26 protein-coding genes are annotated in these 24,671 nt (G+C 67.5%); 15 read left to right on the top strand and 11 right to left on the bottom strand.

All coding sequences use genetic code 11. From position 1 onward, the window contains the following. Nucleotides 1-4: 4 nt before the first annotated feature. Complete coding sequence (locus tag ACIP5Y_RS08465; protein ID WP_400348750.1) at nucleotides 5-946, bottom strand: LysR family transcriptional regulator; 942 nt, start codon at nucleotides 944-946, stop codon at nucleotides 5-7. Nucleotides 947-1,079: 133 nt separating this feature from the next. Between ACIP5Y_RS08465 and ACIP5Y_RS08470 the strand changes: the two genes are divergently transcribed. From ACIP5Y_RS08470 to ACIP5Y_RS08490, 5 genes are all read left to right on the top strand, one after another. Then, nucleotides 1,080-1,772 carry a type 1 glutamine amidotransferase domain-containing protein gene (locus ACIP5Y_RS08470; RefSeq protein ID WP_400348751.1) on the top strand — a complete coding sequence of 231 codons (693 nt, stop codon included), beginning with the start codon at nucleotides 1,080-1,082 and terminating at the stop codon, nucleotides 1,770-1,772. Between the two features lie 4 nt (nucleotides 1,773-1,776). After that, nucleotides 1,777-2,307 carry a TetR/AcrR family transcriptional regulator gene (locus tag ACIP5Y_RS08475; protein WP_400348753.1) on the top strand — a complete coding sequence of 177 codons (531 nt, stop codon included), beginning with the start codon at nucleotides 1,777-1,779 and terminating at the stop codon, nucleotides 2,305-2,307. A gap of 26 nt (nucleotides 2,308-2,333) precedes the next feature. After that, nucleotides 2,334-3,344 (top strand): NADP-dependent oxidoreductase, encoded by a 1,011-nt coding sequence (locus ACIP5Y_RS08480; RefSeq protein WP_400348755.1) that lies wholly within the window; start codon nucleotides 2,334-2,336, stop codon nucleotides 3,342-3,344. A 74-nt stretch (nucleotides 3,345-3,418) separates the two neighbouring features. Further along, entirely contained in the window at nucleotides 3,419-3,814 is a 396-nt protein-coding gene (locus ACIP5Y_RS08485; RefSeq protein WP_400348756.1) for a nuclear transport factor 2 family protein, read from the top strand. Between the two features lie 135 nt (nucleotides 3,815-3,949). After that, a complete protein-coding gene (locus ACIP5Y_RS08490; protein ID WP_400348758.1) occupies nucleotides 3,950-4,744 on the top strand; it encodes an SGNH/GDSL hydrolase family protein in 795 nt (264 codons plus the stop codon). Between the two features lie 5 nt (nucleotides 4,745-4,749). Here the strand turns inward: ACIP5Y_RS08490 and ACIP5Y_RS08495 are convergent, their stop codons facing one another. Both ACIP5Y_RS08495 and ACIP5Y_RS08500 read right to left on the bottom strand, forming a co-directional pair. Further along, a complete protein-coding gene (locus tag ACIP5Y_RS08495; protein WP_400348760.1) occupies nucleotides 4,750-6,459 on the bottom strand; it encodes a hypothetical protein in 1,710 nt (569 codons plus the stop codon). Between the two features lie 126 nt (nucleotides 6,460-6,585). Beyond that, nucleotides 6,586-8,169: a carboxylesterase/lipase family protein gene (locus ACIP5Y_RS08500; protein WP_400348762.1), complete on the bottom strand. Its 1,584-nt coding sequence runs from the start codon at nucleotides 8,167-8,169 to the stop codon at nucleotides 6,586-6,588. 252 nt (nucleotides 8,170-8,421) lie between these two features. On the opposite strand from ACIP5Y_RS08500, the gene ACIP5Y_RS08505 reads away from it, so the two are divergent. Both ACIP5Y_RS08505 and ACIP5Y_RS08510 read left to right on the top strand, forming a co-directional pair. After that, on the top strand, nucleotides 8,422-8,877 hold the full coding sequence (locus tag ACIP5Y_RS08505; protein WP_400348764.1) for a cytochrome P450: 456 nt from the start codon (nucleotides 8,422-8,424) through the stop codon (nucleotides 8,875-8,877). A 109-nt stretch (nucleotides 8,878-8,986) separates the two neighbouring features. Beyond that, entirely contained in the window at nucleotides 8,987-9,379 is a 393-nt protein-coding gene (locus tag ACIP5Y_RS08510; RefSeq protein ID WP_400348765.1) for a hypothetical protein, read from the top strand. Between the two features lie 65 nt (nucleotides 9,380-9,444). On the opposite strand, the gene ACIP5Y_RS08515 is transcribed toward ACIP5Y_RS08510, so the two are convergent. Beyond that, on the bottom strand, nucleotides 9,445-9,909 hold the full coding sequence (locus tag ACIP5Y_RS08515; protein ID WP_400348767.1) for a PaaI family thioesterase: 465 nt from the start codon (nucleotides 9,907-9,909) through the stop codon (nucleotides 9,445-9,447). A gap of 159 nt (nucleotides 9,910-10,068) precedes the next feature. Here ACIP5Y_RS08515 and ACIP5Y_RS08520 point away from each other — a divergent pair, with 159 nt between their 5' ends. Together ACIP5Y_RS08520 and ACIP5Y_RS08525 are read left to right on the top strand one after the other, a co-directional pair. Beyond that, nucleotides 10,069-10,710 carry a GntR family transcriptional regulator gene (locus tag ACIP5Y_RS08520; RefSeq protein ID WP_400348768.1) on the top strand — a complete coding sequence of 214 codons (642 nt, stop codon included), beginning with the start codon at nucleotides 10,069-10,071 and terminating at the stop codon, nucleotides 10,708-10,710. A gap of 1 nt (nucleotide 10,711) precedes the next feature. Next, nucleotides 10,712-12,031: an MFS transporter gene (locus ACIP5Y_RS08525; RefSeq protein WP_400348770.1), complete on the top strand. Its 1,320-nt coding sequence runs from the start codon at nucleotides 10,712-10,714 to the stop codon at nucleotides 12,029-12,031. A 3-nt stretch (nucleotides 12,032-12,034) separates the two neighbouring features. Here the strand turns inward: ACIP5Y_RS08525 and ACIP5Y_RS08530 are convergent, their stop codons facing one another. Next, nucleotides 12,035-12,925: an AraC family transcriptional regulator gene (locus tag ACIP5Y_RS08530; protein ID WP_400348772.1), complete on the bottom strand. Its 891-nt coding sequence runs from the start codon at nucleotides 12,923-12,925 to the stop codon at nucleotides 12,035-12,037. A 64-nt stretch (nucleotides 12,926-12,989) separates the two neighbouring features. Between ACIP5Y_RS08530 and ACIP5Y_RS08535 the strand changes: the two genes are divergently transcribed. After that, the gene (locus tag ACIP5Y_RS08535) at nucleotides 12,990-13,796 is read left to right on the top strand and encodes an MBL fold metallo-hydrolase (RefSeq protein WP_400348773.1); all 807 of its coding nucleotides are present in this window, start codon (nucleotides 12,990-12,992) and stop codon (nucleotides 13,794-13,796) included. Next, nucleotides 13,787-14,209: a nuclear transport factor 2 family protein gene (locus ACIP5Y_RS08540; RefSeq protein WP_400348775.1), complete on the top strand. Its 423-nt coding sequence runs from the start codon at nucleotides 13,787-13,789 to the stop codon at nucleotides 14,207-14,209. Before ACIP5Y_RS08535 ends, ACIP5Y_RS08540 begins: the two co-directional genes overlap by 10 nt. A 100-nt stretch (nucleotides 14,210-14,309) precedes the next feature. Here the strand turns inward: ACIP5Y_RS08540 and ACIP5Y_RS08545 are convergent, their stop codons facing one another. After that, complete coding sequence (locus ACIP5Y_RS08545) at nucleotides 14,310-15,218, bottom strand: PDR/VanB family oxidoreductase (RefSeq protein ID WP_400348777.1); 909 nt, start codon at nucleotides 15,216-15,218, stop codon at nucleotides 14,310-14,312. A gap of 21 nt (nucleotides 15,219-15,239) precedes the next feature. Further along, on the bottom strand, nucleotides 15,240-15,902 hold the full coding sequence (locus ACIP5Y_RS08550; RefSeq protein WP_400348779.1) for an MSMEG_1061 family FMN-dependent PPOX-type flavoprotein: 663 nt from the start codon (nucleotides 15,900-15,902) through the stop codon (nucleotides 15,240-15,242). Between the two features lie 69 nt (nucleotides 15,903-15,971). On the opposite strand from ACIP5Y_RS08550, the gene ACIP5Y_RS08555 reads away from it, so the two are divergent. After that, complete coding sequence (locus ACIP5Y_RS08555) at nucleotides 15,972-16,595, top strand: TetR/AcrR family transcriptional regulator (protein WP_400348781.1); 624 nt, start codon at nucleotides 15,972-15,974, stop codon at nucleotides 16,593-16,595. On the opposite strand, the gene ACIP5Y_RS08560 is transcribed toward ACIP5Y_RS08555, so the two are convergent. Beyond that, complete coding sequence (locus ACIP5Y_RS08560) at nucleotides 16,576-17,736, bottom strand: acyl-CoA dehydrogenase family protein (protein WP_400348783.1); 1,161 nt, start codon at nucleotides 17,734-17,736, stop codon at nucleotides 16,576-16,578. The genes ACIP5Y_RS08555 and ACIP5Y_RS08560 overlap by 20 nt on opposite strands. Before the next feature lie 6 nt (nucleotides 17,737-17,742). Then, a complete protein-coding gene (locus tag ACIP5Y_RS08565) occupies nucleotides 17,743-18,588 on the bottom strand; it encodes a CoA transferase (protein WP_400348785.1) in 846 nt (281 codons plus the stop codon). 128 nt (nucleotides 18,589-18,716) lie between these two features. On the opposite strand from ACIP5Y_RS08565, the gene ACIP5Y_RS08570 reads away from it, so the two are divergent. The 3 genes from ACIP5Y_RS08570 (at nucleotide 18,717) to ACIP5Y_RS08580 (ending at nucleotide 22,604) form a co-directional block, all read left to right on the top strand. Then, nucleotides 18,717-19,304, top strand: a complete 588-nt coding sequence (locus tag ACIP5Y_RS08570) for a TetR/AcrR family transcriptional regulator (protein WP_400348787.1) — start codon at nucleotides 18,717-18,719, stop codon at nucleotides 19,302-19,304. A gap of 49 nt (nucleotides 19,305-19,353) precedes the next feature. Beyond that, the gene (locus ACIP5Y_RS08575) at nucleotides 19,354-20,625 is read left to right on the top strand and encodes a TetR/AcrR family transcriptional regulator (protein ID WP_400348788.1); all 1,272 of its coding nucleotides are present in this window, start codon (nucleotides 19,354-19,356) and stop codon (nucleotides 20,623-20,625) included. Between the two features lie 143 nt (nucleotides 20,626-20,768). Next, a complete protein-coding gene (locus tag ACIP5Y_RS08580) occupies nucleotides 20,769-22,604 on the top strand; it encodes an acyl-CoA dehydrogenase (protein WP_400348790.1) in 1,836 nt (611 codons plus the stop codon). A 1-nt stretch (nucleotide 22,605) separates the two neighbouring features. On the opposite strand, the gene ACIP5Y_RS08585 is transcribed toward ACIP5Y_RS08580, so the two are convergent. Next, a complete protein-coding gene (locus ACIP5Y_RS08585; protein WP_400348791.1) occupies nucleotides 22,606-23,805 on the bottom strand; it encodes a serine hydrolase domain-containing protein in 1,200 nt (399 codons plus the stop codon). A 72-nt stretch (nucleotides 23,806-23,877) separates the two neighbouring features. Continuing rightward, nucleotides 23,878-24,567, bottom strand: coding sequence for a dienelactone hydrolase family protein (locus ACIP5Y_RS08590; protein ID WP_400348793.1), 690 nt, complete (start codon nucleotides 24,565-24,567; stop codon nucleotides 23,878-23,880). Nucleotides 24,568-24,671 lie beyond the last annotated feature (104 nt).

Below are 24,671 nucleotides of genomic sequence, written 5' to 3' on the forward strand. Positions count from 1 at the left end.
GAACTCAGTAGTCGCAGGTACGCCAGACGACCGCCTCCTGCACGAGGCGGTCTCTGACGCGATCCACATGGGGTTGCGCCGGTCCGCCCACGCGGCGCGCGAGGAAGACCGTGTTGATCGGCGGATCTTCGGGATCCAGTAGCGCCGCAATCGTTCCCGCGGCGAATTCGCGGCTGCACAGGTAGCGCGGCAGCACACTGATGCCGGCACCCGAGACGACGGCGGACAGGACCGCGCGCAGGTCGCCGACGACCAGTGCGGGCTCGGCCTCCAGCCGGGTATCGAAGACGTGCCGCCAATAGCGGCGCAGGATCGGCAGATCGGCGGCGTAGCTGACCAACGGGACCGCCGCGAGGGCGGTGTGGTCGCCGCCGCGCAGCCGATCCAGGTCGATGCGGGCGGCCATGGAAGGCGCTGCGACGAGCGCGAATTCCTCGTCCGCGAGCGGTTCGGACAGGACTGTGCGGCCCCGCGGCCGGATGGTGGACAGCACCAGATCGAGCTTGCCGACCCGCAGATCGGTGAGCAGGTCATCGGCCAAACCCGTGGTGACGGTGAGCCGTACGCCGTCCGCCACGAGCGAGGACAACGCCGGGAGCGCCAGCGCGGCCAGCATCTCGGCCGGACCACCGAGCAGCACCGGATGTTCGGGCGCGGGGACGCCGTCGGCGGGAGTCTCACCGAGCACGGTCTCCAGCGAGTCCAGTGGCGCGGCGACGCGGGCGGCCAGATCGTGCGCGGCGGCCAAGGGGGCGACACCGCGCGGCAATCGCTCGAACAGCGGGCGGCCGAGCTGACGTTCGAGGGCCTGCAGCTGGGTGGTCACGGTGGGCTGGGACAGGCCGGTCTGCGCCGCGCCCGCGGTGACGGATCCGGCCCGGTAGACGGCCAGGAACGTGCGGAGCTGCGCCAACTCCACGGTGCCATTCATATTCCGATGTCCCATATAGGCGATTCTATTGGTCTATCGATGAATGTCTACCTAGCGTAGAACTCGCGACGAACTGACACATCGCATACGAAATGTCAGGACGTCGGCCACGGACCTTCCACACCCACCTTCCATCCGAGGAGAAGCGATGGCCAAAATCCTGTTCGTCATGACCGGCGCCGACTACTGGACGCTGGCCGACGGCACGAAACACCCCACCGGCTACTGGGCCGAGGAGTTCGCCGCGCCGTATGAGGCGTTCACAGCGGCGGGCCACGAGATCGTGGTGGCCACTCCGGGCGCGGTCGTCCCGCCGGTCGATGCGGGCAGCCTGGCTCCCGCAGCCAATGGCGGACCCGAGGGCGCGGAGCAGATCGCCGAAACCCTGCGCAAGGCCACCGAACTGACCTCCCCCATCCGGCTGGAGGATGTGAATCTCGCGGACTACGACGCCGTCTACTACCCCGGTGGCCACGGTCCGATGGAGGATCTCGCCGTCAATGCCGACTCCGGCCGGCTGCTCACCGCGGCCCTCGCCTCGGGCAAGCCGCTCGGCGTGGTCTGCCATGCCCCCGCCGCCCTGCTGGCCACCGCCGACGCCGACGGCAAGTCCCCGTTCGCCGGTTACCGCGTCGCGGCCTTCACCAATGCCGAGGAGACCCAGGCCGGTCTCGCCGACAAGGCGAAGTGGCTGCTGCAGGATCGCCTGATCGCGCTGGGCGTGGACTACCGCGAGGGCGAGCCGTGGGCCCCGCACGTCGAGGTGGACCGCAATCTGTACACCGGCCAGAACCCCGCCTCGTCCGCACCGCTCGCCGCGGAGCTCCTGAAGGCGCTCTGAACCCATGACCGCCGACCGGACCTCCGAGGTACTCGACGCCACCCTGCGCTGCCTGCTGCGCTACGGGGTGCGGCGCACGACCATGGACGATATCGCCACGGAGACAGGCGTTTCCCGGTCGGCGGTCTATCAGTACGTCCGCAACAAGGACGATGCCGTGCGGCGGCTGTCCGACCGCCTGCACGATCAGGCCCTGGACCGGGCCCGGACCGCGGCCACCGCCGAGTTGCCGCTCGCCGGGCGGGTGTACGAAATACTCTGCGCCAAGGTCGAACTCGCGACCGGTCCGTTCGCCGGATCGCCGCATGCCGCGGAACTGATCGACGAACAGGCCCGCCTGTGCGGCGATATCTGCCGCAGCTTCACCGGCGAGCTGGCCACGCTGCTCACCGAAGTCCTCACCGGCGCAGGTCTGCCCGCACCCGCCGATACCGCGCAGATCCTGCTGGCCGTGACCGTCGGGTTGCTCTCGACCGGCCGCACCGATCTGCTGCGCACGGCCACGGATGCCGTACTGCCCGCGCAATACTTCTGAACCGAAACCCCTTGAAGGAGAACACAATGCCCGTCACAAGTCGCGAATGGCGCCTGGTCGCCCGGCCCGTAGGTGAGCCGAAGCCCGCCGATTTCGAACTCGCCACCGTCACCCTCGCCGATCCCGGCCCGGGTCAGGTGCTGGTCCGCAACAACTGGCTCTCCGTCGATCCCTACATGCGCGGCCGCATGAACGATGCCGAGTCCTACATTCCGCCCTTCGTGCTGGGCGAGGCCATGACCGGCACTGCCGTGGGCACCGTGGTGGCCTCCGGCTCCGATGCGATTCCGGTCGGCGCGACCGTGACCCACTTCGAGGGCTGGCGTGAGTACGCGTTGCTGTCCGCGGGCGCGGTGCAGCCGGTCGACACGAATCTCGCTCCGGCACAGGCGTATCTGGGTGTACTCGGCGTCACCGGCATCACGGCCTACGCGGGTCTCACCGAGGTCGCCCCCGTCAAGGAGGGCGATGTCGTATTCATCTCCGGCGCGGCCGGTGCGGTCGGTTCGGTGGCGGGACAGATCGCCAAGCAGCTGGGCGCGGCCAAGGTGATCGGCTCGGCGGGTGGCCCCGAGAAGACGGCCCGGCTGCTGAACGAGTTCGGCTACGACGCCGCCATCGACTACCGCGGTGGCGATATCTACTCGGCACTCGCTGCGGCCGCGCCCGACGGTATCGACGTCTACTTCGACAATGTGGGCGGCGATCACCTGGATGCCGCGCTGGTGACCATGAACCGCTTCGGCCGCGTCGCCCTGTGCGGTGCGATCTCGGTCTACAACGACACCGAGCTGCGTCCCGGCCCGAGCCATCTGCCGCTCGCCATCGGTAAGCGGATCAACCTGCGCGGCATGAACGTCTCCGATCATTCCCAGCTGATCCCGGAGTGGATCGGCAAGGCCGCCGGCTGGCTGGCCGAGGGCACGCTGCGCACCGAGGAGACCGTCGTCGACGGCATCGAGGAGGCCCTCGCGGCGTTCACCGCCATGATGAACGGCGCGAACACCGGCAAGATGCTGGTCCGCCTGCCCGAGTGAGGTTCGGATCTTGACCAGCGGCGCGTCACGGTACACCCTACATATGCAACTAGTTGACTATGAGAGGTGATCGTATGAACTCCTTCCGCGCCGCCGTCGAGGCCCGCGACGCCACTGCTCTCGACGCCCTGCTGGCCGATGACGTGGTCTTCATCAGCCCGGTGGCGTTCAAGCCGTACCCGGGCAAGGCCATCACCGCGGCCATCCTGCGCGGGGTGCTGCGGGTGTTCGAGGACTTCCGCTACCTCCGGGAGATCCACTCCGACGGCAGCGCCGACCACGCGCTGGTCTTCGAGGCCAAGGTGGACGGCAAGCAGATCACCGGCTGCGACTTCCTGCGCTACAACGCCGACGGCAAGATCGAGGAACTGATGGTCATGGTCCGCCCGCTGTCCGGCGCCAATGCGCTGGCGGCCGCCATGGCCGCGCAATTCCCACAGATCGAAGCCGACGCCCGCGCGAGCCTGTAGGGCGGACGTCAACGTCCGTAGCTCGAATGCACGGCAAAGGTTTACGCCGTGCTCACCCAACACCGGTCGACCAGGCGGACCCGTTCAGGTTTCCTGAGAGGAATCATCAACACCTCCGCGAAAGGGCGATCCGCCATGACCGATGGCAGGTATACGCGGTATGTCGCGCTGGGCGACAGCCAGACCGAAGGGGTCGGCGACGGGACGGACCGGACCGGGCTCCGGGGCTGGGCGGACCGGCTGGCCGACTGGCTGGCACACGGCAATCCCGATGTGGAGTACGCCAATCTGGCCGTGCGCGGCAAGCTGGCCCGCCAGATCCGCGCCGAACAGCTCGATGCCGCACTCGCCATGCGACCCGATCTGGCCACCGTGTGCGCCGGCATGAACGATCTGCTGCGCCCCAGCTTCGACCCGGACGAGGTGTACGGGCACATCGACGCCATGTTCGCGGCGCTCACCGCGCAGGGCACCGTCGTCGCGACGCTGACCTTCCCCGATGTCGCACAGATCATTCCGGTGACCAAGCCGATCCGCCGCCGGGTCGACGCCCTCAACGAGCGGATGCGCTCGGCGGCGGCCCGGTACGGCGTGATCGTCGCCGAGACCGGGCACCTGGAGGTGGTCTCCGATCCGCGACTGTGGAGCCCGGATCGCCTGCACGCCAGCCCGATCGGGCATCAGCGCATCGCCGACGCCGTCGCCGAGGCGCTGCGCCTGCCGGGCAGCGACCATTCCTGGACCCGCCCGCTCACCCCGCCGCTGCCGAATCGTGCGCTGATGGATGCCATCGCCACCGAATTCCAGTGGGCGGCAACCGCGCTGGCGCCGTGGATCATGCATCGCATCCAGGGCAAGTCCTCGGGGGATCGCCGGCGGGCCAAACGTCCGCAGCCACTGCCGGTGGTGCCGCGGACGTTGACCTCGTAATCGCGCTAACTCAGGGAGTGCAGGAATTCCGCGAGATAGCGACCGCTGTAATCGGGTTGGCCGTTGTTCTGCACGGCGGCCGCCCCGATGGTGTCGATGTGGTTGTAGCCGGGCAGGGTCTGCACGATCGCCGATTGCGGCACCGGGAATACCGTGCCGGGACCGAACTGCACGATACTGTCACCCGCCCACAACACCAGATTCGGCTTGAGCCGGCTCAAGCCGTGATAGCGCAGATTCGCCATGTCACCGGTGCGGGCGCCACCGTATCCGGCCGCGATATCGAGCACGACGCGCAGCGGGAAGTAGGTCTCCCAATAGGCCGAAGGCGATCCCGAGGCCAATTGCCTTGCCACATCCCGGATATCGGCGACCTGATGCCCCGGCGAGGTGTACGGGACGCCCACCACATTGTTGTAGTTGCGCCAGGTGTAGAGCACGCTGCGATCGGCCGGAGCCACCCGATCCTGCGGTCCCGCGGTCAACCGCAGATAGTTGCCGATCAATGGAATCTGCGTGGCGTCACCGGGATTCGGGAAACTCTTCGGCCGCACCGGGCCGCCGTCGAGCGCGCCCACACCCTGCTGGAGCAGTTCGAAATTGCCGGACGTATTGCCGATGAGCTCGCCCAGTAGCGCGGTATTGGTGAAGCGGTAGTCGCGCATGGTGCCCGAACCGTCCGCGCCATCGGTGACGAAATCCGCCCAGGTCGAGCTGAAGAGGAAGTTCAATGTCGAATCGATGGCCGGATCGTGCGGAAGATGCGCCAGCAGTTGGCTTTCCCCGCCCGGATCCAGGTACGCCGCCAATCCGGCCAGCCGGTACAACATCATGGCCTTGGTGCCGATGACGGGAGTGTCGCCGAAAATGCGCGGCAGCACGCCGGCATTCTGCACCGCCTTCAGGACATTGTTCACCGGTGAGATCAGCGCATTGGTCAGATCCTTCAGGAACGGGGTGTTCTCCAGGGCCGCCGGGTCCGAGGACACCATGGAATCCTGTGCCACGTAGGCGGCGCACTGGCTGTCGCCCGACGCGTCGGGATCACCGCCGCCGAAATCCCAGTCGGCGAAGAATCCGGTGACCAGGCCGCCCAGGGAGATGCCGGTGCACACGTACTTGTGCTGCCGTACAACCTGATCCGGGATCTCGTGCAGCATGATCTCGTATTGATCGCGCAGCACCCGCTCCAGACCCATCGAATCGAGTACGGCGAGATCCTGGGAATTCCGGAAGCCGGGGAACACCCGGCCGTCGATGGGCTTGCCATTGAAGTAGTAATCGACGGCGTCGAGATAGTTGTGGGTACGCAGCGCGTAATCGAATCCGGTCGACTCGTCCAGGCAGGTGCTGCGCCGGGCGAGGGCCCAGAATTCCACCTTGCGGCCGGTGTCATGGGCCGAGCGCACGGTATTGCGGGCCACGCTGTCGGAATTCATGGAACCGCCGTCGAGCCCCTGCTGCTGCACCACCACCGAATCGGCGTCGGCGGAATCCGCGGGCCCGTCCGCGGCACGATAACGCAGGAAGCTCGTCCGATCACAGGCGGGCGGATGCGGTGGCGCGTTCGGCGGTAGCGGTAGCAGGAAACTGACCTGCGAGACGATGACGCCGTCACCCCGGTCGATTACCTGCTCCTGCCGGTCCGTCGCGGCGCTGACCGGTGCGGTCGCGTGCGCGACCGGGGAAATCGGCTGCAGCACAGCGAAACACACGCCGGCAGCGAAAAAGAGCGAACCCCGCCCTAAAGAACGCATCATATCCAGCATCGTGACGAAGTGGCCCGCGCCACGTCATTAGGCAGCTGATCAGCAAACCGGCCGCCGCACTGTGAAAGTGCCCTACGGCGTCAGGCCCGACCAGAAATCGCAGCGATGATCGGCGTCGAACGAATCCGTGATCACGCTGCCCGCCGGCCGGAAGGAGATGAACCGCGCACTGCCGGAATCGTATTGCGGGATGGCGGGCAAGCCCGCCGGATCGGCGCGGTGGTCGATGACGAAATGCATCCAGTAGCGGCGCATCTCCGCGGCCAGGCGGCGTTCATCCGGTGACATGACGCCGCTGAGGAACCCGCCGGCTTCCGCCAGATCGAACAGCGACGGCAGTTCGCTGGCGTGGAACGCACCCATCGGGAAGGTACTGGGCGGGGCCACCGGAGCCGGATCGTCGAATTCGTAGACATAGGTGGGACTCCGGCGGCCGAAGTCGGCCTTCTCCCCCGAGGCGCCGCATACGATATCGTCCGTCCACGCCCGGGTCAGCGCCTGCGCGGGCTGCGGGAAGGCGGTGAGCGGATACTCCCGCTGCACCCGATCCGCTTGCGCGGACGTGATATCGAGGCTGCTGACCAGCGCCTGCGGATAGTCGGCCGCCGCCAGCTGCGGCCCGAACGGAATGCCGTACTTCATCCAGGCCCACAGCGCCATTTCGTCATGGTTGGAGCCGACGAGGACGGGCACCGATCTCGACCCACCGGATTTCAGGGCGGCGGCGGGATCTCGCGGCAGGAAATCATTGCCGTACACCGCATTCGACGGATCGAGCGGCTGATCCACCAGCTGCGCCGCCGGGAGCGCCCGCAGACAGCCCGCGGCGCCGGGTCCGGGGCAACCGTTCCGCTGCGCCCAGGCATCCCCGGCCGCCTCGGCCTGTGGCAGCGCTTGCGCCGAGCAGGGGCCACTCTCCATGATCGCCGCCTGGAACAGTCCGGCACTGCTCGGCGCGGCGAGTTGGGCGCAAATCGCAATGGCGCCCGCGGATTCGCCCGCGACGGTCACCCGGCCCGGATCGCCGCCGAAGGCCGCGATATTGCGCTGCACCCAGCGCAGGGCGGCCTGTTGATCCATGAGCCCGTAATCGCCGGCCCCCGCACCCTCGTTCAGGGCCGAGGCGGCCAGGAAGCCGAAGGCGCCGAGCCGATAGTTGACGGTGACGACGATGCTGTCGCCGTCCGGCTGCGAAATCAGCGGAGCGGCACCGTACATGCTGCCGGAACCGGATTCGAAGCCGCCGCCGTGCAACCACACCATCACCGGTAGCGCCCGATCCACCGGGAGGGTGCGCGGTGTCCATACGTTCAGATAGAGGCAGTCCTCGTCGTTCGAACGCGGCCCGCCTATACCGGTCTGCTGCGGGCAGCTCGGCCCGGCGGTGCGCGCGGCGCGCACCCCCGGCCAGGGCGCGGGCGGCTGCGGCGGGCGCCAGCGCAGGTCACCGATCGGCGGTGCGGCATAAGGGATTCCGTCGAACAGCCGATACCCGTCGCCGAGTCCGCCCTGCACCTGACCGCTGTCGATACCGACGGTGTCCGGGGCATTCACGACCGCGTCCGCGCGCACCCCGCCCGGCGGTACCGCGAACAGGAAAACCACCACCGCCAGCATCGCCACCACCGCTGACCTTGCCCGATCACGCACGATCACCGGAGCCTCCTCGGCCGCACCACGTTTCGCCCGACAGGGCCTCTGATACTAGTCGTGCGTACCGACCGGCCCGGGACAGTCTCGCCACGAGACATGTCGACAGTTCTGTCCAAGGCCGGAAATCCGCTGGTGACTCGCACCGCTGACTTCTCGTCCAACCTCACGGGGTGCTGCTGCGGCAGCCGAGCGGGCCGCCCGCCACCTTCGATATGGACAGCGCAGGTCAGGCGGTACAGGTACTCGCCACCGCCGATGATCCGGTGCATCTCGCACATCGCAGGCTCGTGCAGCCGTTGCTGGCCAAACGAATTCGCGGCCTGGGACCGGCGGTGGACGCCCTGGTCGACCGGCTCTGGTCCGAGCAGCTGGACGGTGACCGCATCGACTGGGCGACGGGTATGGCCGCCCGGCTGCTCGCCGGCGCGCCTGCCTTGCAGGCGGAGTTGCGCCGCGAACCGGCGCTCGTCCCGGCCTTTCTGGACGAGGCGCTGCGGCTGGAATCGCCGTTCCGGTGCGAACAATCTCGCCTTCGGGCGCGGCGTGCACTTCTGCGTGGGTTCCGCACTCGCCAAGCTGGAGGCCACCGCGGCGCTCACCGCACTGCTGGAACGCACCGCGCACTTCGAACTGATCGAAGCGGCTCCCCCGCAGTGGTTTCCGAGCATCTTCGTGCGCCGCCACACGAGCCTGCCGCTGCGCGTCCGGTGAAGAGCCGAATTCTTCCGCGCGTCACCGGCTGTCGAGGCCCCTTACCCGGCATGATCTTCGTCGATCGGGGGGCCGAAAAGCCGTGACCACAGGAAAAGGGGTTCTGTTCGTGAATACCGTGCACTTCCGCCGCGTCACCCTGGCCGCCATCGCACTCGGGTGCGCCACGGTGCTGGCCGCACCCGCGCCGACCGCCATGGCCGATGCGGCACCGCAGAAGATCACGCTCGACTACCAGAAGGGGCGGTGCGGCGCTACCACGCTGCACGCGTCGTCCTTCACGCCGACCACGCTGGAGATCACCACCTCCAACAACTTCACCGACGACGCCAAGATCGATATGGCGGGGAAGGTGACGCCGCTTCCCGATACCTACAAGACGGTGACCACGACCGTGGATCTCGGCACGCCGATGCCGGGCGCGATCCCGTTCCGGGTCTCCGGCTCGGATTGGCCGGGCAGCGCCGGCACCGGCTGTGAAGGCTGGATCATCGTCGCCTGACGCCGGCTACCCGAACACCGATGAGCCGCACCCTTTCCGGGGTGCGGCTCATCTGTTTCGCCCGGCTATTTGCCGTGGGCGCGCAGCTGATACAGGCCCTCGGTCTCGGCTACCACCACGCCGTTCGCGTCGGTGACGACGGCCTTCAGGGTGAAGTCGGACTTGCCCTTCGCGTCGGCCTCGGCGGTGATGCGGGCGATCTCCTCCTCCGACAGCGTCGCCGCGGCGGTCACATCGGTGGCGGCGGGCTTGCGGAAGAAGATGTGCAGGTCCTTGACCAGCGGGAAGTACTTCGCGGTATCGAAGCTCGCGATGGCGAGCGCACCGCCGAGGATCTCGGCGACGGTGAACAGCACACCGGCGTACATGACGCCGAAGTGATTGCCGTTCCCTTCCACCGGGACCTTGCTGGCGGCATAGCCGGGCCGCACCTCGAGCGCCTCGACTCCCATCTTGTGCGCGATCGGAATGGTGTATTCCAGGGCGCCATTGACGACATCTTTCAAGGGCGGGGCGTCGCTCGTCGACACACGGACCTCCTCAGTCCTACTTCACAGGCTTACTGACATCCTGCCAACAACGTGAATCATCGTCGGCCCGGCCCGATCCGCGCAAGTCCCGCCCTACCCGCCGGTGACCCTGGACACATCCCAGCAAATCATCCGATGTCTACATCTAGTATACAAGTCGTGTCCAAGACCTATTCGGCTGCTGAGCGGGCCTATCGCGAGATCAAGGAGCGCATCCTGACCGGTGCGCTGCCCGGCGGCGAACTGGTGAGCGAGAACGAGATCGCCGGCGAACTCGGCACCTCACGCACACCGGTACGCGAGGCGTTCCTGCGGCTCGAAACCGAGGGCTGGATGCGGCTGTACCCCAAACGGGGTGCGCTCGTGGTGCCGGTGCCGTCACACGAGGCCGACCATGTCGCACACGCGCGCTACATCGTGGAAACCGGAGCCGTGCGGGCACTCTCGCCGGACGACCGGGCCGCACTGCTGCCGCGCCTGCGCGCATCGCTGGACCGCCAGCGCGTGCTCGCCGCCGCGGGCGAGCTGGACGAATTCGCCGTCGTGGACGCCGATTTCCACCGCGAATACGTGATCGCCGCCAACAACCCGCTGCTCACCGGGTTCTACGACTCCCTGCGCGAACGCCAGCGCCGCATGAACAGCGCCGCGCTGCGCCGCGGCGAGACGCGGACGGATCGAATCATCGAGCAGCACACCCGAATCGCGAACCTGATCGAGGCCGGCAATGCCGACGGCTTCGCCGCCGCATTGGCCGAGCACCTCACCGCGGTGCACGGCGTGACCTTGAGAGGACAGTGACTTGGCGACATCGACAACGGCCGCCGCAATCGACAGCGAGGCCGAGAACGTCAGCGCCCGAGCTACCGGAACTCGCACCGCCGATGGCACCCGCGCCGGCCACGGCGTTCGCGCGGGCGTCAGAGGCAGCTCCGGCAACAGGAGAGCGTGGCTCGGCGTCGCCGCGGCCGTCTTCGCCATCGCCTGGGGCGGAAACGAATTCACCCCGCTGCTGGTCATGTACAAGGGCGAGGGCCTGCAGGTCACCACGGTCGATCTGCTGCTGTTCGAATACGTGCTAGGCATCATTCCCGCGCTGGTGATCGGCGGACCGCTCTCCGACCGCTACGGCCGCCGGCCGCTCATGCGGCCCGCGCCGCTGGTCGCCGCGCTCGGGTCGCTGCTGCTGGCCTTCGGATCTTCCTCCGTGCCGATGCTTTCCGCGGGGCGGGTGCTGTGCGGTATCGCGCTGGGTCTGGCCATGGCGGTGGGCACCAGCTGGCTCAAGGAGCTCTCGCAGCCGCCGTTCACCCCGGACGCCGCGCCCGGTGTGGGTGCGCGACGCTCGGCCATGAGCCTCACCGGTGGCTTCGGCATCGGCGCCGGTGTGGCCGGGGTGCTGGCCCAGTGGGGTCCGCTGCCCGACACGCTGCCCTATCTGATCAATGTCGCGCTCTGCCTGGGTGCGGCGGTGTGGGTGATCCGCGCGCCGGAAACCGTTTCCCCGCAGCAGAATCCGAAGCGGCTGCTCGATGATCTGAAGGTGCCGGCCGCCGCGCACCGGCGCTTCCGGCGGGTGGCGCTGCCGCTCGCGCTGTGGCTGTTCACCTGCTCCGCAGCGGCTTACGCGATCATGCCGACCCTCATGATGCCGAAGGTGCACGGCGCTCCCATCGCCTTCTCGGCGCTGATCACGGTCATCACCCTCGGCTGCGGGTTCGGCATCCAGTCGGTGGCGCGGCGTATCGACAAGCCGGGGACGATCCGGCTGACCGCACTGTCCCTGACCTTCGTGATCGCCGGAATGGCCTTGGCCGTCGCCGCTTCCGCGGCGCTCACCCTGTGGCTGACCGTCGCCACGGCGATCATGCTCGGGCTCGGCTACGGCATCGGCATGGTGGCCGGACTGCAAGAAATCGAACGCATTGCCCGCCCCGACGATCTGGCCGGACTGAACGCCGTGTTCTACGCGGTGAGTTACCTGGGCTTCGGCGTCCCGGTGGTGATGGCGCTGCTGCACGATGCCACCGGCGTCAGCTATCCCGTCATGTTCGGGGTGCTCACCGCCGGCGCGATCGCGTGCCTGACGCTGATCGTGCGCTCCCGCCGGATCTCCGTGTGACCGCTAGCGGGCGACGCTCAGGCGGAAAGCCGCCGGAGTGACGCTCGTGCGCTGCTGAAAGTACTTGGAGAAGTTGGACGGATCGTCGAAGCCCAGCTGGTCCGCAATGCGGGCCACCGGGTCTCGGCCGTGCGCCAGCAGGCGTTTCGCCTCCAGCACAATGCGCTCGTCGATGAACTGCTTGGCGCTCAGGCCGGTGTGCTCGCGGGCCAGGCGGTTCAGGGTGCGGGTCGAATAGCCCAGGCGGGCAGCGTAATCGGCGACCTGATGCCGGGCGCGGAAGCCGGATTCGAGCTCGTCACGGAACCAGAGGAAGGCTTCGCGGGCAGGCGGGCGCTGTTGCTCGTCGATCCCGGGGACGTCGGCGAGTAGCAGCAGGAGCGTTCCGGCCAGCAGCCGCACTCTCGCCGCATCTCGAATATCGTTCGTAGCCACCGGGTTCGGTGTGTCGTCGGTGACGTCCCGGGTCGTCGCATGCAGGGCGTCCAGCGCCGCGACCGCCGGGCCGAGGCTCGCCGCGGGCCAATAGTTCGGATCGGTCACGCTCGCCGTGCGGATTCGATCCCTGGTCTCCGCATCCAGTACCGCCGGCGTGAACAGCACGACCGGACCTTCGATGTCCGCGATGGCTCCCCACTGCTGCACCTGTCCCGCGTGTACCCAGATCAGGTCGCCCGCGCCCAGCCGATACCCGGTGAAGTCGACCGTATGCACGGCGCTGCCCGTGGTGATGCGGATGAGCAGGTCGAAGTCGAGGCGCTGCGGCGTCAGGAACTCGGTGGTTCCGCCACGCTCACGCATTCGGGCCAATGAGGTCAGCTCGATCTCGCCGGTCACACCGGGCGGCGGCGTATAGCGGACCGGGCGGATGGCCGCACCTGGGGGATGTCCCATTTTCACCATGCTACGTCCCGCGGCGACCGTGAAAACCCCTGTTCACGCTCCTACCGTGAGTGTCATGACAAACCTCGACTACCGGATCATCGACTCCGCCGACTCCTCCCTGAACAAGACCAGCGTCCTGGTCACCGGCCCGGCCGAAGCCGTCGTGGTGGACGCCGCCTTCACCCGCGCCGACGGCCACCGCATCGTCGCCGAGCTCCTGGACTCCGGCAAACGCCTCACCACCGTCCTCATCACCGCGGGCGACCCCGACTTCTACTTCGGCGCCGAGGTGATCGCCGATTCCTTCCCCGAAGCGGTCTTCCTGGCGCCCACCGATGTCATCGACCACATCCACGCGTCGTACGAAGGCAAACGCCAGGCTTGGGCGCATCTAGGGGCCAACCTCCCCACCCGCCTCGTCGACATCTCTCCCCTGACCACCTCGACGATCACCGTCGACGGCGCCCCGCTCGAAATCCGCCGCGCCACCGACCAACTGGGCGACCGCGCCTGGTACGTCTACGACCCGTCCGCCCGCGCCCTCCTCGGCGGCGTCCTCCTCTTCCAGGGCCTGCACGTCTGGACCGCCGACACCCCGACCACCGAGCAGCGCACCGAATGGCTCCGCGTCCTCGACGAATTGGAGTCCCTGCACCCGCAATTCGTCTCTGCCGGCCACCGCATCGCCGCGGCCCCCACCGATCTCACCGCGATCCACCACACCCGCGACTACCTCCGCCGCTTCGAAAAGGTCATCGCCGACTCCCCCGACGCAGCCACCGCCGAGAGCGCCCTCCTCGAGGCGTACCCCGCCGCGGGCCTCAGAATCGCCGCCACCCTCGGCACCAAGGTCGCAAAGGGTGAAATGACATGGGGCTGACACCGATCCCCGACCAGTCCCCCGCCGCCGTCGTCCGCCGCCAGTACCTCGCCTCGGCAGCAGGCGACCTGGCAGCCCTCCGCGAAACGCTTGCCCCAGACGTGGAATGGACCGAAATGGCCGGCTTCCCCCTGGCCGGCACCTACCGCACCCCCACCGGCGTAACCACCAACGTGATGGAAAAACTCGCCCAGGACTGGACGGATTGGACCGCCCACGACGACACCTACATCACCGAAGGCGAAAACGTAGCAGTCCTGGCCCGCTACACCGCCACCCACAAATCAACCGGCAAGCCGTTGAATACCCGTGTGGTACACCACTTCACAGTCCGAGCCGGCCTCATAGTCCGCTTCGAACAATTCGTCGACACCGCACTGGTACGCGACGCCGCGACCCCCGACCGCCCGTGATCAAGTACGGCGGATGACCGGTCCCAGCACTTCGGCGACCTGCCGATCCGAGTGCAGGGCTATCCGCCGCTTCCACACGATTCCCGTTGGGAAACCCGCGTCAGAGGTCTACTACCAGGTGGTGGGAGAGGGATCTGGAGACGCAGGGGTAGATGCGGGCGGGGGGTGCGCCGATGTCGTCGCGGTGGTCGGGGGTGCCGGTGAGGACGGTGAGTTCGCAGCTGCCGCAGACGCCCTCGCGGCAGCCGGACGGCAGGGGGTGGCCGGCGTATTTGAGGGCGTCGAGCATCGACATGTCTTCGGGGACTTGGACTGTGTCGCCGGTTCGGGCGCAGCGGACCTCGAAGGGGGTGTTCGGGGCGGTGGGGCGGGCAGTGGGGCGGAATCGTTCGATGTGTACCCGGTCGGCGGGGAAGACGGATTCGACCTGGTCCATCATCGAGGTCGGACCGCAGCAGTAGACGAGGGCGTGGGGGTCGAGTTCTGTTGCCAGGGTGCGGAAGTCGGGTCTGCCGTCCACTCGGGTTGCAACTGTGCGGACGCGATCGCCGTAGGTTGAGCGGAGGGTTTCGGTGAAGGGCATTGTTTCGGGGGATCGGCCGACGTACAGGAGAGTGGTCGCGGCTCCGGCCTCGGTGGCGGTACGCATCATCGGGAGGATGGGGGTGATGCCGATACCGCCCGCTATGAAGAGGTAGTGGGAGGCGGGTAGGAGGGGGAAGTTGTTGCGAGGCAGGGAGATATCGAGGGTGCGGCCCTGTTCCAGGAAGAGGTGGACGTATTCCGAACCGCCTCGGCTGAGGGGGTCGTAGCGGACTGCTATGCGGTAGTGCTCCTGGACCGCTGGGTCTCCGCACAGGGAGTACTGGCGCGTCAGCCAGTTCGGGAGGGCCAGGTCGATGTGGGCACCGGGTTCCCATGGGGCCAGCGGTGTTTCAGCGCCGCGGAGGACCAGGGATAGAACGTCGTCGGTCACCCGGTCCATGCGATCGAGCACGGCGTGCTGCATCGTCGAATCACTCCTGTTCGCTCAGTAGAGTTTCCGGTAAGCGTCTTCGAGCCGGTCGGTCATCTGCTGCGGGTCGAGGTCCAGGCCCATCTGTTTGACGGCGACCTCGCCGACGGGCGGCATCTCCTGTGCGAGCGCCTGACTCGCGGGATCCCACAGGCGTGAGCGGGTGAGGGCGCGGCCGCAATGGAAGAAGACCTCGGCGACGTCGACGATGATGGCGAGGATCGGTTCCTTGGCCTCGGTACGCATGCGGGCCAGGACATCCGGTTCGTCGGTGGCGTAGCCGCGGCCGTTCACGCGCAGCACTTCACGCATGCCCGGGATGAAGAAAAGCAGGCCGATGCCGTCGTTTTCGACGATGTTGTGGAAGGAGTCCGCGAGCTTGTTGCCGGGGCGGTCGGGGATCGCCAGCATGCGCTGGTCCAGCACTTTGACGAACCCCGGATAGTCGCCGCGAGGAGAACAGTCGCCGAGCCCGTCCCGGTTCGCGGTGGCGAGCGCCAGAAACGGTGAGTGCGCGATGAAACGGTGCGAGTACTCGTCTATGTGGTCGAGCACTTTGCTCTTGATCATGGGTTCGGGCTCGCCGAGCCGGGCGCGGATCTCGTCCAATGACACCCGTCGCGGCCGGGGTCCCGAACGGGTCAGCATGGGCCTGTCCATTACTTCGCCGCTGGTCATGCCACTATTATGAGCAATTACTCGCTTCGTGAATACTCGCTTTCCGGCGGCCCATCTGGAGGTGTCAGGATGTCCGACCAGCGTCGGCTACACCCACGTAAACAGCCGCTTCAGCACCGGGCCGAGCTCACCAGGCAGCGGATCCTCGCCGCGGCTGCTCACGTTTTCGCCGAATACGGGTACGCCGCGGGAACCACCAACCGGATTGCCGAACAGGCGCGAATCTCGATCGGTTCGCTGTACCAGTACTACCCGAACAAGGATGCGATCCTGGTCGAGTTGATGCTCCGCCACCTCGATACGGGACAGGCCGCCGTCGAACGCCTCAGCACACAGCCAGTGCCCGACTCGCTGGAGGAGATCCTGCGCATGCTGGTGCGGATCGCCATCGAGAACCATCTCGACGACCCGCAACTGCTGCGCGTGATGATCGAGCAGATGCAGCCCTCGGTGGAACTCCGGGAGAAGATCGGCGCGCACCAGCGGGAACGGATCGCCTACATCCAGCACCTGCTCGAGAACCATCCCGAGGTCGGGGTCGCCGATACCTACACCGCGGCCCGGCTCGTGGTCTCCACGATCGAATTGGTGGTCCACCACCTGATCGCGTCCCGCGAGCCGGTCGAGCTGCCCCGTTTCGAGAACGAGCTCACCGCAATGCTTTTCGGTTATCTCAGAGCGAGCGGGAAATGATTTCCTTCATGATCTCGCTGGTGCCGCCGTAGATGCGGTTCACGCGGGAACCCGTGTACATATTGGCGATCGGGTATTCCATCATGTAGCCGTAGCCGCCGAAGAGCTGCAGGCACTTGTCCACCACCTTGTCGGAGGTTTCGGCCGCGAACAGCTTGGCCATCGAGGCGGTGGCGGGATCGTTCTTGCCGTCGATGTACTGCTGAATCGCATAGTCGACAAGGGTTTTGATGGCCAAGGCCTCGGTCTTGACCTCGGCCAGCGTGAAGGCATTGTGCTGGAACTTGCCGATCGGGCGGCCGAAGGCTTCGCGCTCCTTCGAGTACTTCAGCGCCTCCAGTACCGCCGCCTCCGCGAGCGCCGAGCACAGGCTGGCAATGATCAGCCGCTCCCGCGCGAGCTGCTCCATCAGCTGATAGAAACCCAGACCTTCTTGCGCGCCGAGCAGATTCGCCACCGGTACGCGCATCTCGGAGAAGAACAGTTCACGGGTGTCCTGCCCGTGCTGGCCCATCTTCTCCAGTACCCGGCCACGTTCGAAGCCGGCCAGATCCTTGGTCTCGGCCACGATGAGCGAGACGCCCGCCGCGCCCTTGCTCGGATCGGTCTTGGCCACGATCACCAGCAGATCGCAGTGAGTTCCATTGGAGATGAACGTCTTCGAACCATTGACGACATAATGGTCGCCCTCGCGAATGGCGGTGGTGCGCACCGACTGCAGATCCGAGCCGGTGCCCGGTTCGGTCATGGCGATGGCCAGCACCAGCTCACCGCTGATGATGCCCGGCAGCCACCGCGCCCGCTGCTCCTCATTGCCGTAGTTGTAGATGTAGTGCGACACGATCGGCGAGTGCACCGAGAAACCGAAGCCATTGTCGTGCGCGTAGACCAGCTCCTCCTGCACGACGGACTGCAGGCCGTAATCGCCGCCCGCGCCACCGAATTCCTCGGGCAGGTCCAGGCCGAGCAGGCCCGCGGCGCCGGCCTTGTTCCAGAACTCGCGATCGACCATGTGCTGCTTGGACCAGCGTTCCCGGTTGGGCGCGATCTCCTTGCGGAAGAATTCGGCCGCGTGCTTGCGCAGCTCGCGGTGCTGATCGGTTTCCCAGCTGGGGCGGTAGTCGGGGAACAGTTCGGACATCGGTGTCTACTTTCCGGAGTTGGTGCGAATACCGTTGAGCGGCAGGTCTTCTCTGGCCGCGATGGCTTCGAGTTCGGCAATGGTCCGGTCGGCGAAGGCCTGCGCGAAACTCTCGTGGGTGCCGTCGGCGCCGAAGGTGGCGAGCGCGCCCAGGAAGAAGTGCGGTTCGACCGCGCCGAGGGCCACATGCCCGTCCGCGCAGGCGTAGATGCCGTAGCCGGGGAAGGCCCCGCCGAGTACGGCCCCCGCCCCCATCAGCCGATAGCGCACGGCATTACCGGCCCAGGCGGCGGCTTCTTCCAACGCCACCCGATACGGCTGTCCCACACCGGTTTTCGAGCGTGCGACCAGGGCCGCCAGCGCGGTGGACACCGCACGTTCGGCGCCGAGCATGTCGGCTACGGGCACGGTCGGCATGTGCGGCGGAGTGAGGGTGCCGTGCACGGCTTGATAGTTGAGGTCGTGGCCGGGGACCTCCGGATCATCGGCGTGACCGACGATCTCGATGAGCGACAGCCCCGGGAACCGTTCCTGCGGTTGCGCCAGACCGAGCCGGGCCAGCGCGGTCGGCCGCATCGAGGTGATGAGTAGATCGGCGGATTCGAGCAGTTCGTCGAGCTTGCCGCGGTCGGCCTGCTGCTTCACGTCCAGGGTGACGACCTGCTGCCCGGCAACCAGGCGGGTGTACCAATCCGGCGCGGCGGCGGCGAGCGGGTCGCCGGTGGGCGGTTCGACCTTGGTGACCGTCGCACCCAGTTCGGCCAATCGGGCTGCCGCGAGCGGGCCGGGCAGATTCACCGCGAGTGATACGACCTCGATCCCCGCGAGGGGGCGCAGCGTTGGAACCTCCATGAAAGCGAACGATACGTTTGTATAGTGATTGGGTCAACCGTAGCGGTTCCATGGCATACGACCAGCAATTACTACGCGACGTAGACTGACCCGACCACTGACGACGAGGCGAGGGCGATCGAGGCGCGATGCTGAATCCACGAGCGACCAACGACGACCTGACCGCCAAGGCGCGCATCCGCAATGCCGCCATGGACCTCTTCGCCCAATACGGCGAATCCCGCGTCTCCCTGCGCGCGGTCGCCGCCGAGGCCGGCGTCACCCTCGGCCTGGTCCAGCACCACTTCAAGACCAAGGCCGGCCTCCGCGACGCCGTCGACCAGCTGATCGGCGAGTACTTCTACCAAGCCGTGCATTCGGTCACCGATACCGGAACCCCCGCCGAGGTCACCGGCGCCCGCGACGACGCCGTCCGCGAAATGCTGCGCGACAACCCCGCGGTCGTGAACTACATCCGCCGCGCCATCCTCGAACCCGAACCCACCCAGCTGAAGTTCCTGGAGCGCATAGTCGAACTGGTCCGCAGCGAGGTCCTCTTCCTCCGCGAGGCGGGCGTTGCCTCCACCACCCGCCGCGAATCCACCCAGATAGTCGCCGTCCTCATCCGCCAATTCGGCGAACTCCTGCTGGCCCCCATGATCGACTCCGTCTGGCAGATGGTCGCCGACGCCGACGACACCCCCAAACCCCACCTCACCATCACCGTCGACGAGTGACCCCGCGCCCGCAGCGCGAACCCGCGGGCGCGACGACAGAATGGTCGGTGTGAGCGAGCGGAGCGCCGCGGTCGAGCGGCGAGGGGCGGGGCGCGGGCGCGCGCGTCGCCCCCGGACGCGGCGGGCCGAGATTCTCGAGGCCGCCATCGACGCGTTCGCGCACGATGGATATCACGGGACCTCCATGGCGGATATCGCTGTTGCGGTGGGGGTTTCGCCGCCGGCCTTGTATCGGCATTTCCGGAACAAGCAGGACCTGCTGGGGCAGTGTCTGCGAGTGGGGCTGGGGGAATGCGCGCAACGCGTGGAGGAGGCGGGACGGGACGACCCGGCCGGGGCGAAAGTGCTGGCGGAGGTGGTGCGGGTCGGGCTGGAGGTGCGGGTGCTGCCGCGATTGTGGCAGTTGGAGTTCCGGCATGTGAGCGCCGCGGATCGCAGCGCGGTGCTGCGACTGGCGGTGCGGATGGTCGGCAATCTGCGGGCGGCGATCCGGGCGCGACGGCCCGAACTCACGGCAGCGGACGTGGAGTTGCTGAGCTGGTGCGTGCTGTCGATCGCGGTCAGCCCCTCGTATCACCGGGCCGAGCTACCCGCAGCCGTGACCGCACGGGTGCTGGATGCGGCGGTCACCGCCGTGGTGGACGTGCCATTGCCCGCGACGGCCGACAATCCTGCCCCGCGGACAGCCAAGGCAGGCAGCGGCGGAACCGAACTGGATCGCGCCTTGCGCACCGAACGCATTCTCGCGGAAGCGGCCCGATTGTTCAGCCTGCACGGATACGCGGCAGTGGGGATCGAGGACATCGGCGCGGCGGTAGGCATCACCGGCCCCGCCCTCTACCACCACTTCTCCTGCAAGGCCGAGGTACTCGATCACATCGTGCGCCGCCACGACGAGTGGATGGGGCTGCTGATGGCGCGCGCCCTGGCCGAGGGACAGGGCGCGGCCGGCGCCATGCGATCCATGCTGCACGGATTCGCCCAGTTGGGCGTGGACGACCCGGACCTGCTGGGCATCACCATGAGCGAGACCCGTCACCTCCCGGAGGACGCGGTCCGGCGATACCGCCGGGTGCGACTGGACGGGATCGAACGATGGGCGCGCATGCTCCACGCCGTCCGCCCGGAGCTGCCGATCCCCGTGGCCCGCATCCTGATTCGCGCCGTAACGACCGTGGTCATCGAGTCGGTCCGCAATCCCCGCCTGTACCGCCGCACCGACCTGGTCGATGCACTGACCGCGATCGGCGAGGCGATCGAAGCGGCGCCCGTCCCGCTGCGCAAACCCGGGCCGGTAACAGCAACGGAACCTCGCCAGTGATTTCTCCCACTTAGCGGTAGTTAACATATCGCGTGTCTGCGCCCGTCTTTCGGCATATTGTCACCGACCGGATCAGCGCCCGGTTGCTTAGTCGCGATTAACAATCCATTGCCGGAGGCGTTCGGTTCACGGAGATTCGGCGCGTGAGCCATTACAAGAGCAATGTGCGCGACCTCGAGTTCAATCTGTTCGAGGTGTACGGACTCGATAGTCTGCTGTCCTCGGGCGCGTTCGGCGATCTCGATGGCGATACCGTGCGGTCGATGCTGGCCGAGGCGGCCCGGTTGGCCGAGGGGCCGGTGGCCGCGCCGTTCGCCGAGACCGACCGGACTCCACCTACTTTCGATCCGGATACGCACGCGGTCACGCTGCCGGAGTCCTTCAAGCGGGCGGTGCGGGCCTGGTATGACGCCGAGTGGTGGCGGGTCGGCCGGATCGAGGCCATCGGCGGCGTCCCCGCACCCGCCATGCTGACCTGGGCCATCACCGAATTCGTGCTCGGTGCGCAGCCGGCGGCACACATGTACACCATGGGCCCGGCCATGGCGCAGATCCTGTACACGCTCGGGACCGAGCAGCAGCAGCGGTGGGCGCAGTTCGCGGTGGAACGCGGCTGGGGCGCGACCATGGTGCTGACCGAACCGGATGCCGGATCGGATGTGGGCGCGGGGCGCAGCAAGGCGATTCGGCAGGCGGATGGGTCCTGGCACATCGAGGGTGTGAAGCGGTTCATCACGTCCGCCGACTCCGACGACCTGTTCGAGAACATCGTGCATATGGTGCTGGCGCGGCCCGAAGGTGCGGTGGCGGGTACCAAGGGGCTGTCGTTGTTCCTCGTGCCCAAATTCGAGTTCGATCATGAGACCGGTGAGATCGGTGCGCGCAATGGCGCTTTCGTGACGAATGTCGAGCACAAGATGGGGTTGAAGGCGTCGGCCACCTGCGAGGTCACCTTCGGCGGGCACGGCGTGCCGGCCAAGGGGTGGCTGGTGGGTGAGGTGCACAATGGCATCGCGCAGATGTTCAAGGTCATCGAGAATGCGCGGATGATGGTGGGCACCAAGGCCATTGCCACCCTGTCGACCGGATACCTGAATGCCTTGGAGTACGCGAAGATCCGCGTGCAGGGCGCCGACCTGACCCAGATGGCGGACAAGAACGCGCCGCGCGTCACCATCACCCACCACCCGGACGTGCGCCGCGCTCTGCTCATGCAGAAGGCCTACGCGGAGGGTCTCCGCTCGGTGTACCTGTACACCGCCGCGCATCAGGATGATGTGGTGGCCCAGCAGGTTTCGGGTGCCGACCCGGATCTGGCGGCGCGGGTGAACGATCTGTTGCTGCCGATCGTCAAGGGTGTCGGTTCCGAGCGCGCCTACCAGTACCTGACCGAATCGCTGCAGACCTTCGGCGGCTCCGGCTTCCTGCAGGACTACCCGATCGAGCAGTACATCCGCGACGCCAAGATCGACTCCCTCTACGAGGGCACCACCGCCATCCAGGCGCAGGACTTCTTCTTCCGCAAGATCGCCCGCGACCGCGGCGTGGCCCTGGCCCACCTGGCCGGGAAGATTCGCGAGACCACCGAATCCACCGTCGGCAATGGCCGGCTCAAGGTCGAGAAGGGCCTGCTGGCAACGGCTCTCACCGAGGTGCAGGAAATGGCGGGCAGCCTCACCGGCTACCTGCTGGCGGGACAACAGCAGCCGGCGGAGCTGTACAAGGTCGGCCTCGGTTCGGTGCGTTTCCTGCTCGCCGTCGGCGATCTGGTGGTGGCGTGGCGGCTGCTGGTGAACGCCGAAACGGCGCTCACCGCACTGGGTTCCGAGATGGCCGCCGCGGACCGCGCCTTCTACGAAGGCAAGGTCACGGTCGCGACGTTCTTCGCCCGCGAGGTGCTGCCCCGGCTGTCCGCCGACCGGGCCGTCCTCGCGGCCATCGACCTCGAGGCCATGCAGCTGGACGAGGCCGGATTCTGACCTAACTCGCCGCCGCGGACCGCACCGACTCCGATTCCGGAAGCTCGCGTGCGGCCCGCGCGGCGAGCGCCGCCAGCACCGGCAAGCGCGCGTCGCCGAGCGTGGACACCATATTGCCCAGGTGATTGGTGACGAACGCGATCGACAGCCCCAGCCGGGGCATGGCCATGGCGCCGGAACCGCCGATGCCGAAGTGCCCCAGCGCATCCCGGCGGATATGGGTTCCGACGATCGCGCGGTGGTAGCCGAGCGAGTGATTCGGCGGACCGCCGAGCACGTAGTCGTACTTGCTGTTGAACGGCATCTCGGCAATGCGGGCCGCGGTGTCGGATTTCAGCAGCCGCTGAGTGCCGACCAGGCCGTCATTGGCGATGGCCCCGTACATGCGCGCGAGTGAGCGGGCGGTGAAGACCCCGTTCCAGCCGGGCATCATGGCGTCGTAGACGGTGTCGGAGACCTGCGCCGAATTCAGCATGCCGTCGTACAGCACGCCGCGCAGTGAACGCAGCGGCGGCACGGCCGCCGCGATCCCGAGCAGCCCGTCCACCGGCAGCTTGGCGACGCTCATGCGCGGGCCGAGCTTGGCGAGGCGGCCGCGTTCGTGCACCGGCACCCCGAACCAGAAGTCGTTGTCGCCCAGCGGAACCGCGAGCTCCTGCCGGACCACGTCCCGGAAGTCGCGGCCGGTCACCCGCCGGCAGATCTCGGCCACCAGCGTGCCGAAGGTGATGGCGTGGTAGCCGGACGCCTTGTAGCGCAGCGGATCCGGTGCGCTGGCGGCCAGCGCGGCGGCCACCGCATCATGGTCGAGCAGGTCGGCTTCATCCGGCAGCAGCCCACGTATCTGTTGCAGTCCGGCCCGATGCCGCAGCACATCACGCACGGTGATGCCGGCCTTGCCGTTGGCCGCGAACTCCGGCCAGTAGTCGGCCACCGGTGCGTCGTAATCGATCAGGCCGCGATCGGCCAGCCGGTGCAGCACCGTGGCGGCCACGCCCTTGCCGGTGGAGTAGGCCATCGCCATGGTGTCCTCCTGCCAGCGGCGGCCGGGTGCGGCGAAGCCGGCCCAGATGTCCACCACCGGCTCACCGTGCAGATAGACCGCAACCGCGCCGCCGCCCTTGCGCGGAGGTCCGAAGAGGGCGAAGAACTTCGCGGCGACGCCGATGAACCGATCGTCGACGAACATGGCGGACGGCATGACCAGACTCCCTTGTCTGTCAGGATATTTCGTTCCCAGGGTCGCACGAACCCGGACCGAATTGGAACCGGTTCAGTTCAGATGGGTGTCGAAGAAGGCGAAGATGCGCCGCCACGCGTCCGCGGTGGCGTCGGAGTCGTAGCCCAGTCCGGTGACCCGCAGCAACGGTTCGGCGGGCGTCTCGTTGGCGAAGGCGTGGGTGACGCCCGGATACACCTTGACGTCATGGTCGACGCCGTATTCGGTGAGGACACGTTCCAGCTTGGGCCCGCGGCCCGGGTTCAGCGGGTCGAGCGCACCGTAGCTCGCCACGACCGGGCAGGAACCACGCAGCATCTCCGCGTATTTGCCGCTCCCCGACGGATAGAACGGCGCGGCCGCGTCGAAACCCTTGGGCGCCACCAGCAGCGCGAATCCGCCGCCGAGGCAGAAGCCCACCACGGCGATGCGCCCGGTGCACTGCGTGTCGTCGGCGAGGTAGGAGCGGGCGGCCAGAATGTCGCGGCTGGTGCGGCCCTCGCGATTGGTCAGCACCTCGCGCAGTACAGCCGGCACGCAGCGCACTCGGCCGCGCGCGAACAGGTTCGGGGCGATGGCCAGGTAGCCGTTGGCGGCCAACCGGCGGACGGTATTGCGGGCGTCCTCGGTCAGGCCCATGCCGTCGTGCAGGACCACCACGCCGGGCCAGGGGCCGGGTCCGGTGGGCATTTCCAGAAAAGCGTCGATGGCGCCATCGGGTGCGTTCAGTTGGATCGTGCTCATCGTCGAGCCCCTCCCCGCTGGTCGGCTGCTGGTCGAACTCGACCACATCCTAATGTTGTCTCAGACAACCCGCACTGATCCCCGCCGCCAACCCGGTGGGGATC

The sequence above is a fragment of the Nocardia sp. NPDC088792 genome (genome assembly GCF_044750615.1).
GTDB lineage: Bacteria > Actinomycetota > Actinomycetes > Mycobacteriales > Mycobacteriaceae > Nocardia.

Excerpts from the sequence above, each read along its gene's own strand:
- ACIP5Y_RS08565 (WP_400348785.1), bottom strand. The coding sequence starts at position 18,588 with ATGGAGGTTCCAACGCTGCGCCCCCTCGCGGGGATCGAGGTCGTATCA.
- ACIP5Y_RS08555 (WP_400348781.1), top strand. The coding sequence starts at position 15,972 with ATGTCCGACCAGCGTCGGCTACACCCACGTAAACAGCCGCTTCAGCAC.
- ACIP5Y_RS08485 (WP_400348756.1), top strand. The coding sequence starts at position 3,419 with ATGAACTCCTTCCGCGCCGCCGTCGAGGCCCGCGACGCCACTGCTCTC.
- ACIP5Y_RS08475 (WP_400348753.1), top strand. The coding sequence starts at position 1,777 with ATGACCGCCGACCGGACCTCCGAGGTACTCGACGCCACCCTGCGCTGC.
- ACIP5Y_RS08550 (WP_400348779.1), bottom strand. The coding sequence starts at position 15,902 with ATGACCAGCGGCGAAGTAATGGACAGGCCCATGCTGACCCGTTCGGGA.
- ACIP5Y_RS08470 (WP_400348751.1), top strand. The coding sequence starts at position 1,080 with ATGGCCAAAATCCTGTTCGTCATGACCGGCGCCGACTACTGGACGCTG.
- ACIP5Y_RS08505 (WP_400348764.1), top strand. The coding sequence starts at position 8,422 with ATGATCCGGTGCATCTCGCACATCGCAGGCTCGTGCAGCCGTTGCTGG.
- ACIP5Y_RS08585 (WP_400348791.1), bottom strand. The coding sequence starts at position 23,805 with ATGCCGTCCGCCATGTTCGTCGACGATCGGTTCATCGGCGTCGCCGCG.
- ACIP5Y_RS08535 (WP_400348773.1), top strand. The coding sequence starts at position 12,990 with ATGACAAACCTCGACTACCGGATCATCGACTCCGCCGACTCCTCCCTG.
- ACIP5Y_RS08590 (WP_400348793.1), bottom strand. The coding sequence starts at position 24,567 with ATGAGCACGATCCAACTGAACGCACCCGATGGCGCCATCGACGCTTTT.
- ACIP5Y_RS08465 (WP_400348750.1), bottom strand. The coding sequence starts at position 946 with ATGGGACATCGGAATATGAATGGCACCGTGGAGTTGGCGCAGCTCCGC.
- ACIP5Y_RS08545 (WP_400348777.1), bottom strand. The coding sequence starts at position 15,218 with ATGCAGCACGCCGTGCTCGATCGCATGGACCGGGTGACCGACGACGTT.
- ACIP5Y_RS08560 (WP_400348783.1), bottom strand. The coding sequence starts at position 17,736 with ATGTCCGAACTGTTCCCCGACTACCGCCCCAGCTGGGAAACCGATCAG.
- ACIP5Y_RS08570 (WP_400348787.1), top strand. The coding sequence starts at position 18,717 with ATGCTGAATCCACGAGCGACCAACGACGACCTGACCGCCAAGGCGCGC.
- ACIP5Y_RS08540 (WP_400348775.1), top strand. The coding sequence starts at position 13,787 with ATGGGGCTGACACCGATCCCCGACCAGTCCCCCGCCGCCGTCGTCCGC.
- ACIP5Y_RS08490 (WP_400348758.1), top strand. The coding sequence starts at position 3,950 with ATGACCGATGGCAGGTATACGCGGTATGTCGCGCTGGGCGACAGCCAG.
- ACIP5Y_RS08480 (WP_400348755.1), top strand. The coding sequence starts at position 2,334 with ATGCCCGTCACAAGTCGCGAATGGCGCCTGGTCGCCCGGCCCGTAGGT.
- ACIP5Y_RS08530 (WP_400348772.1), bottom strand. The coding sequence starts at position 12,925 with ATGGGACATCCCCCAGGTGCGGCCATCCGCCCGGTCCGCTATACGCCG.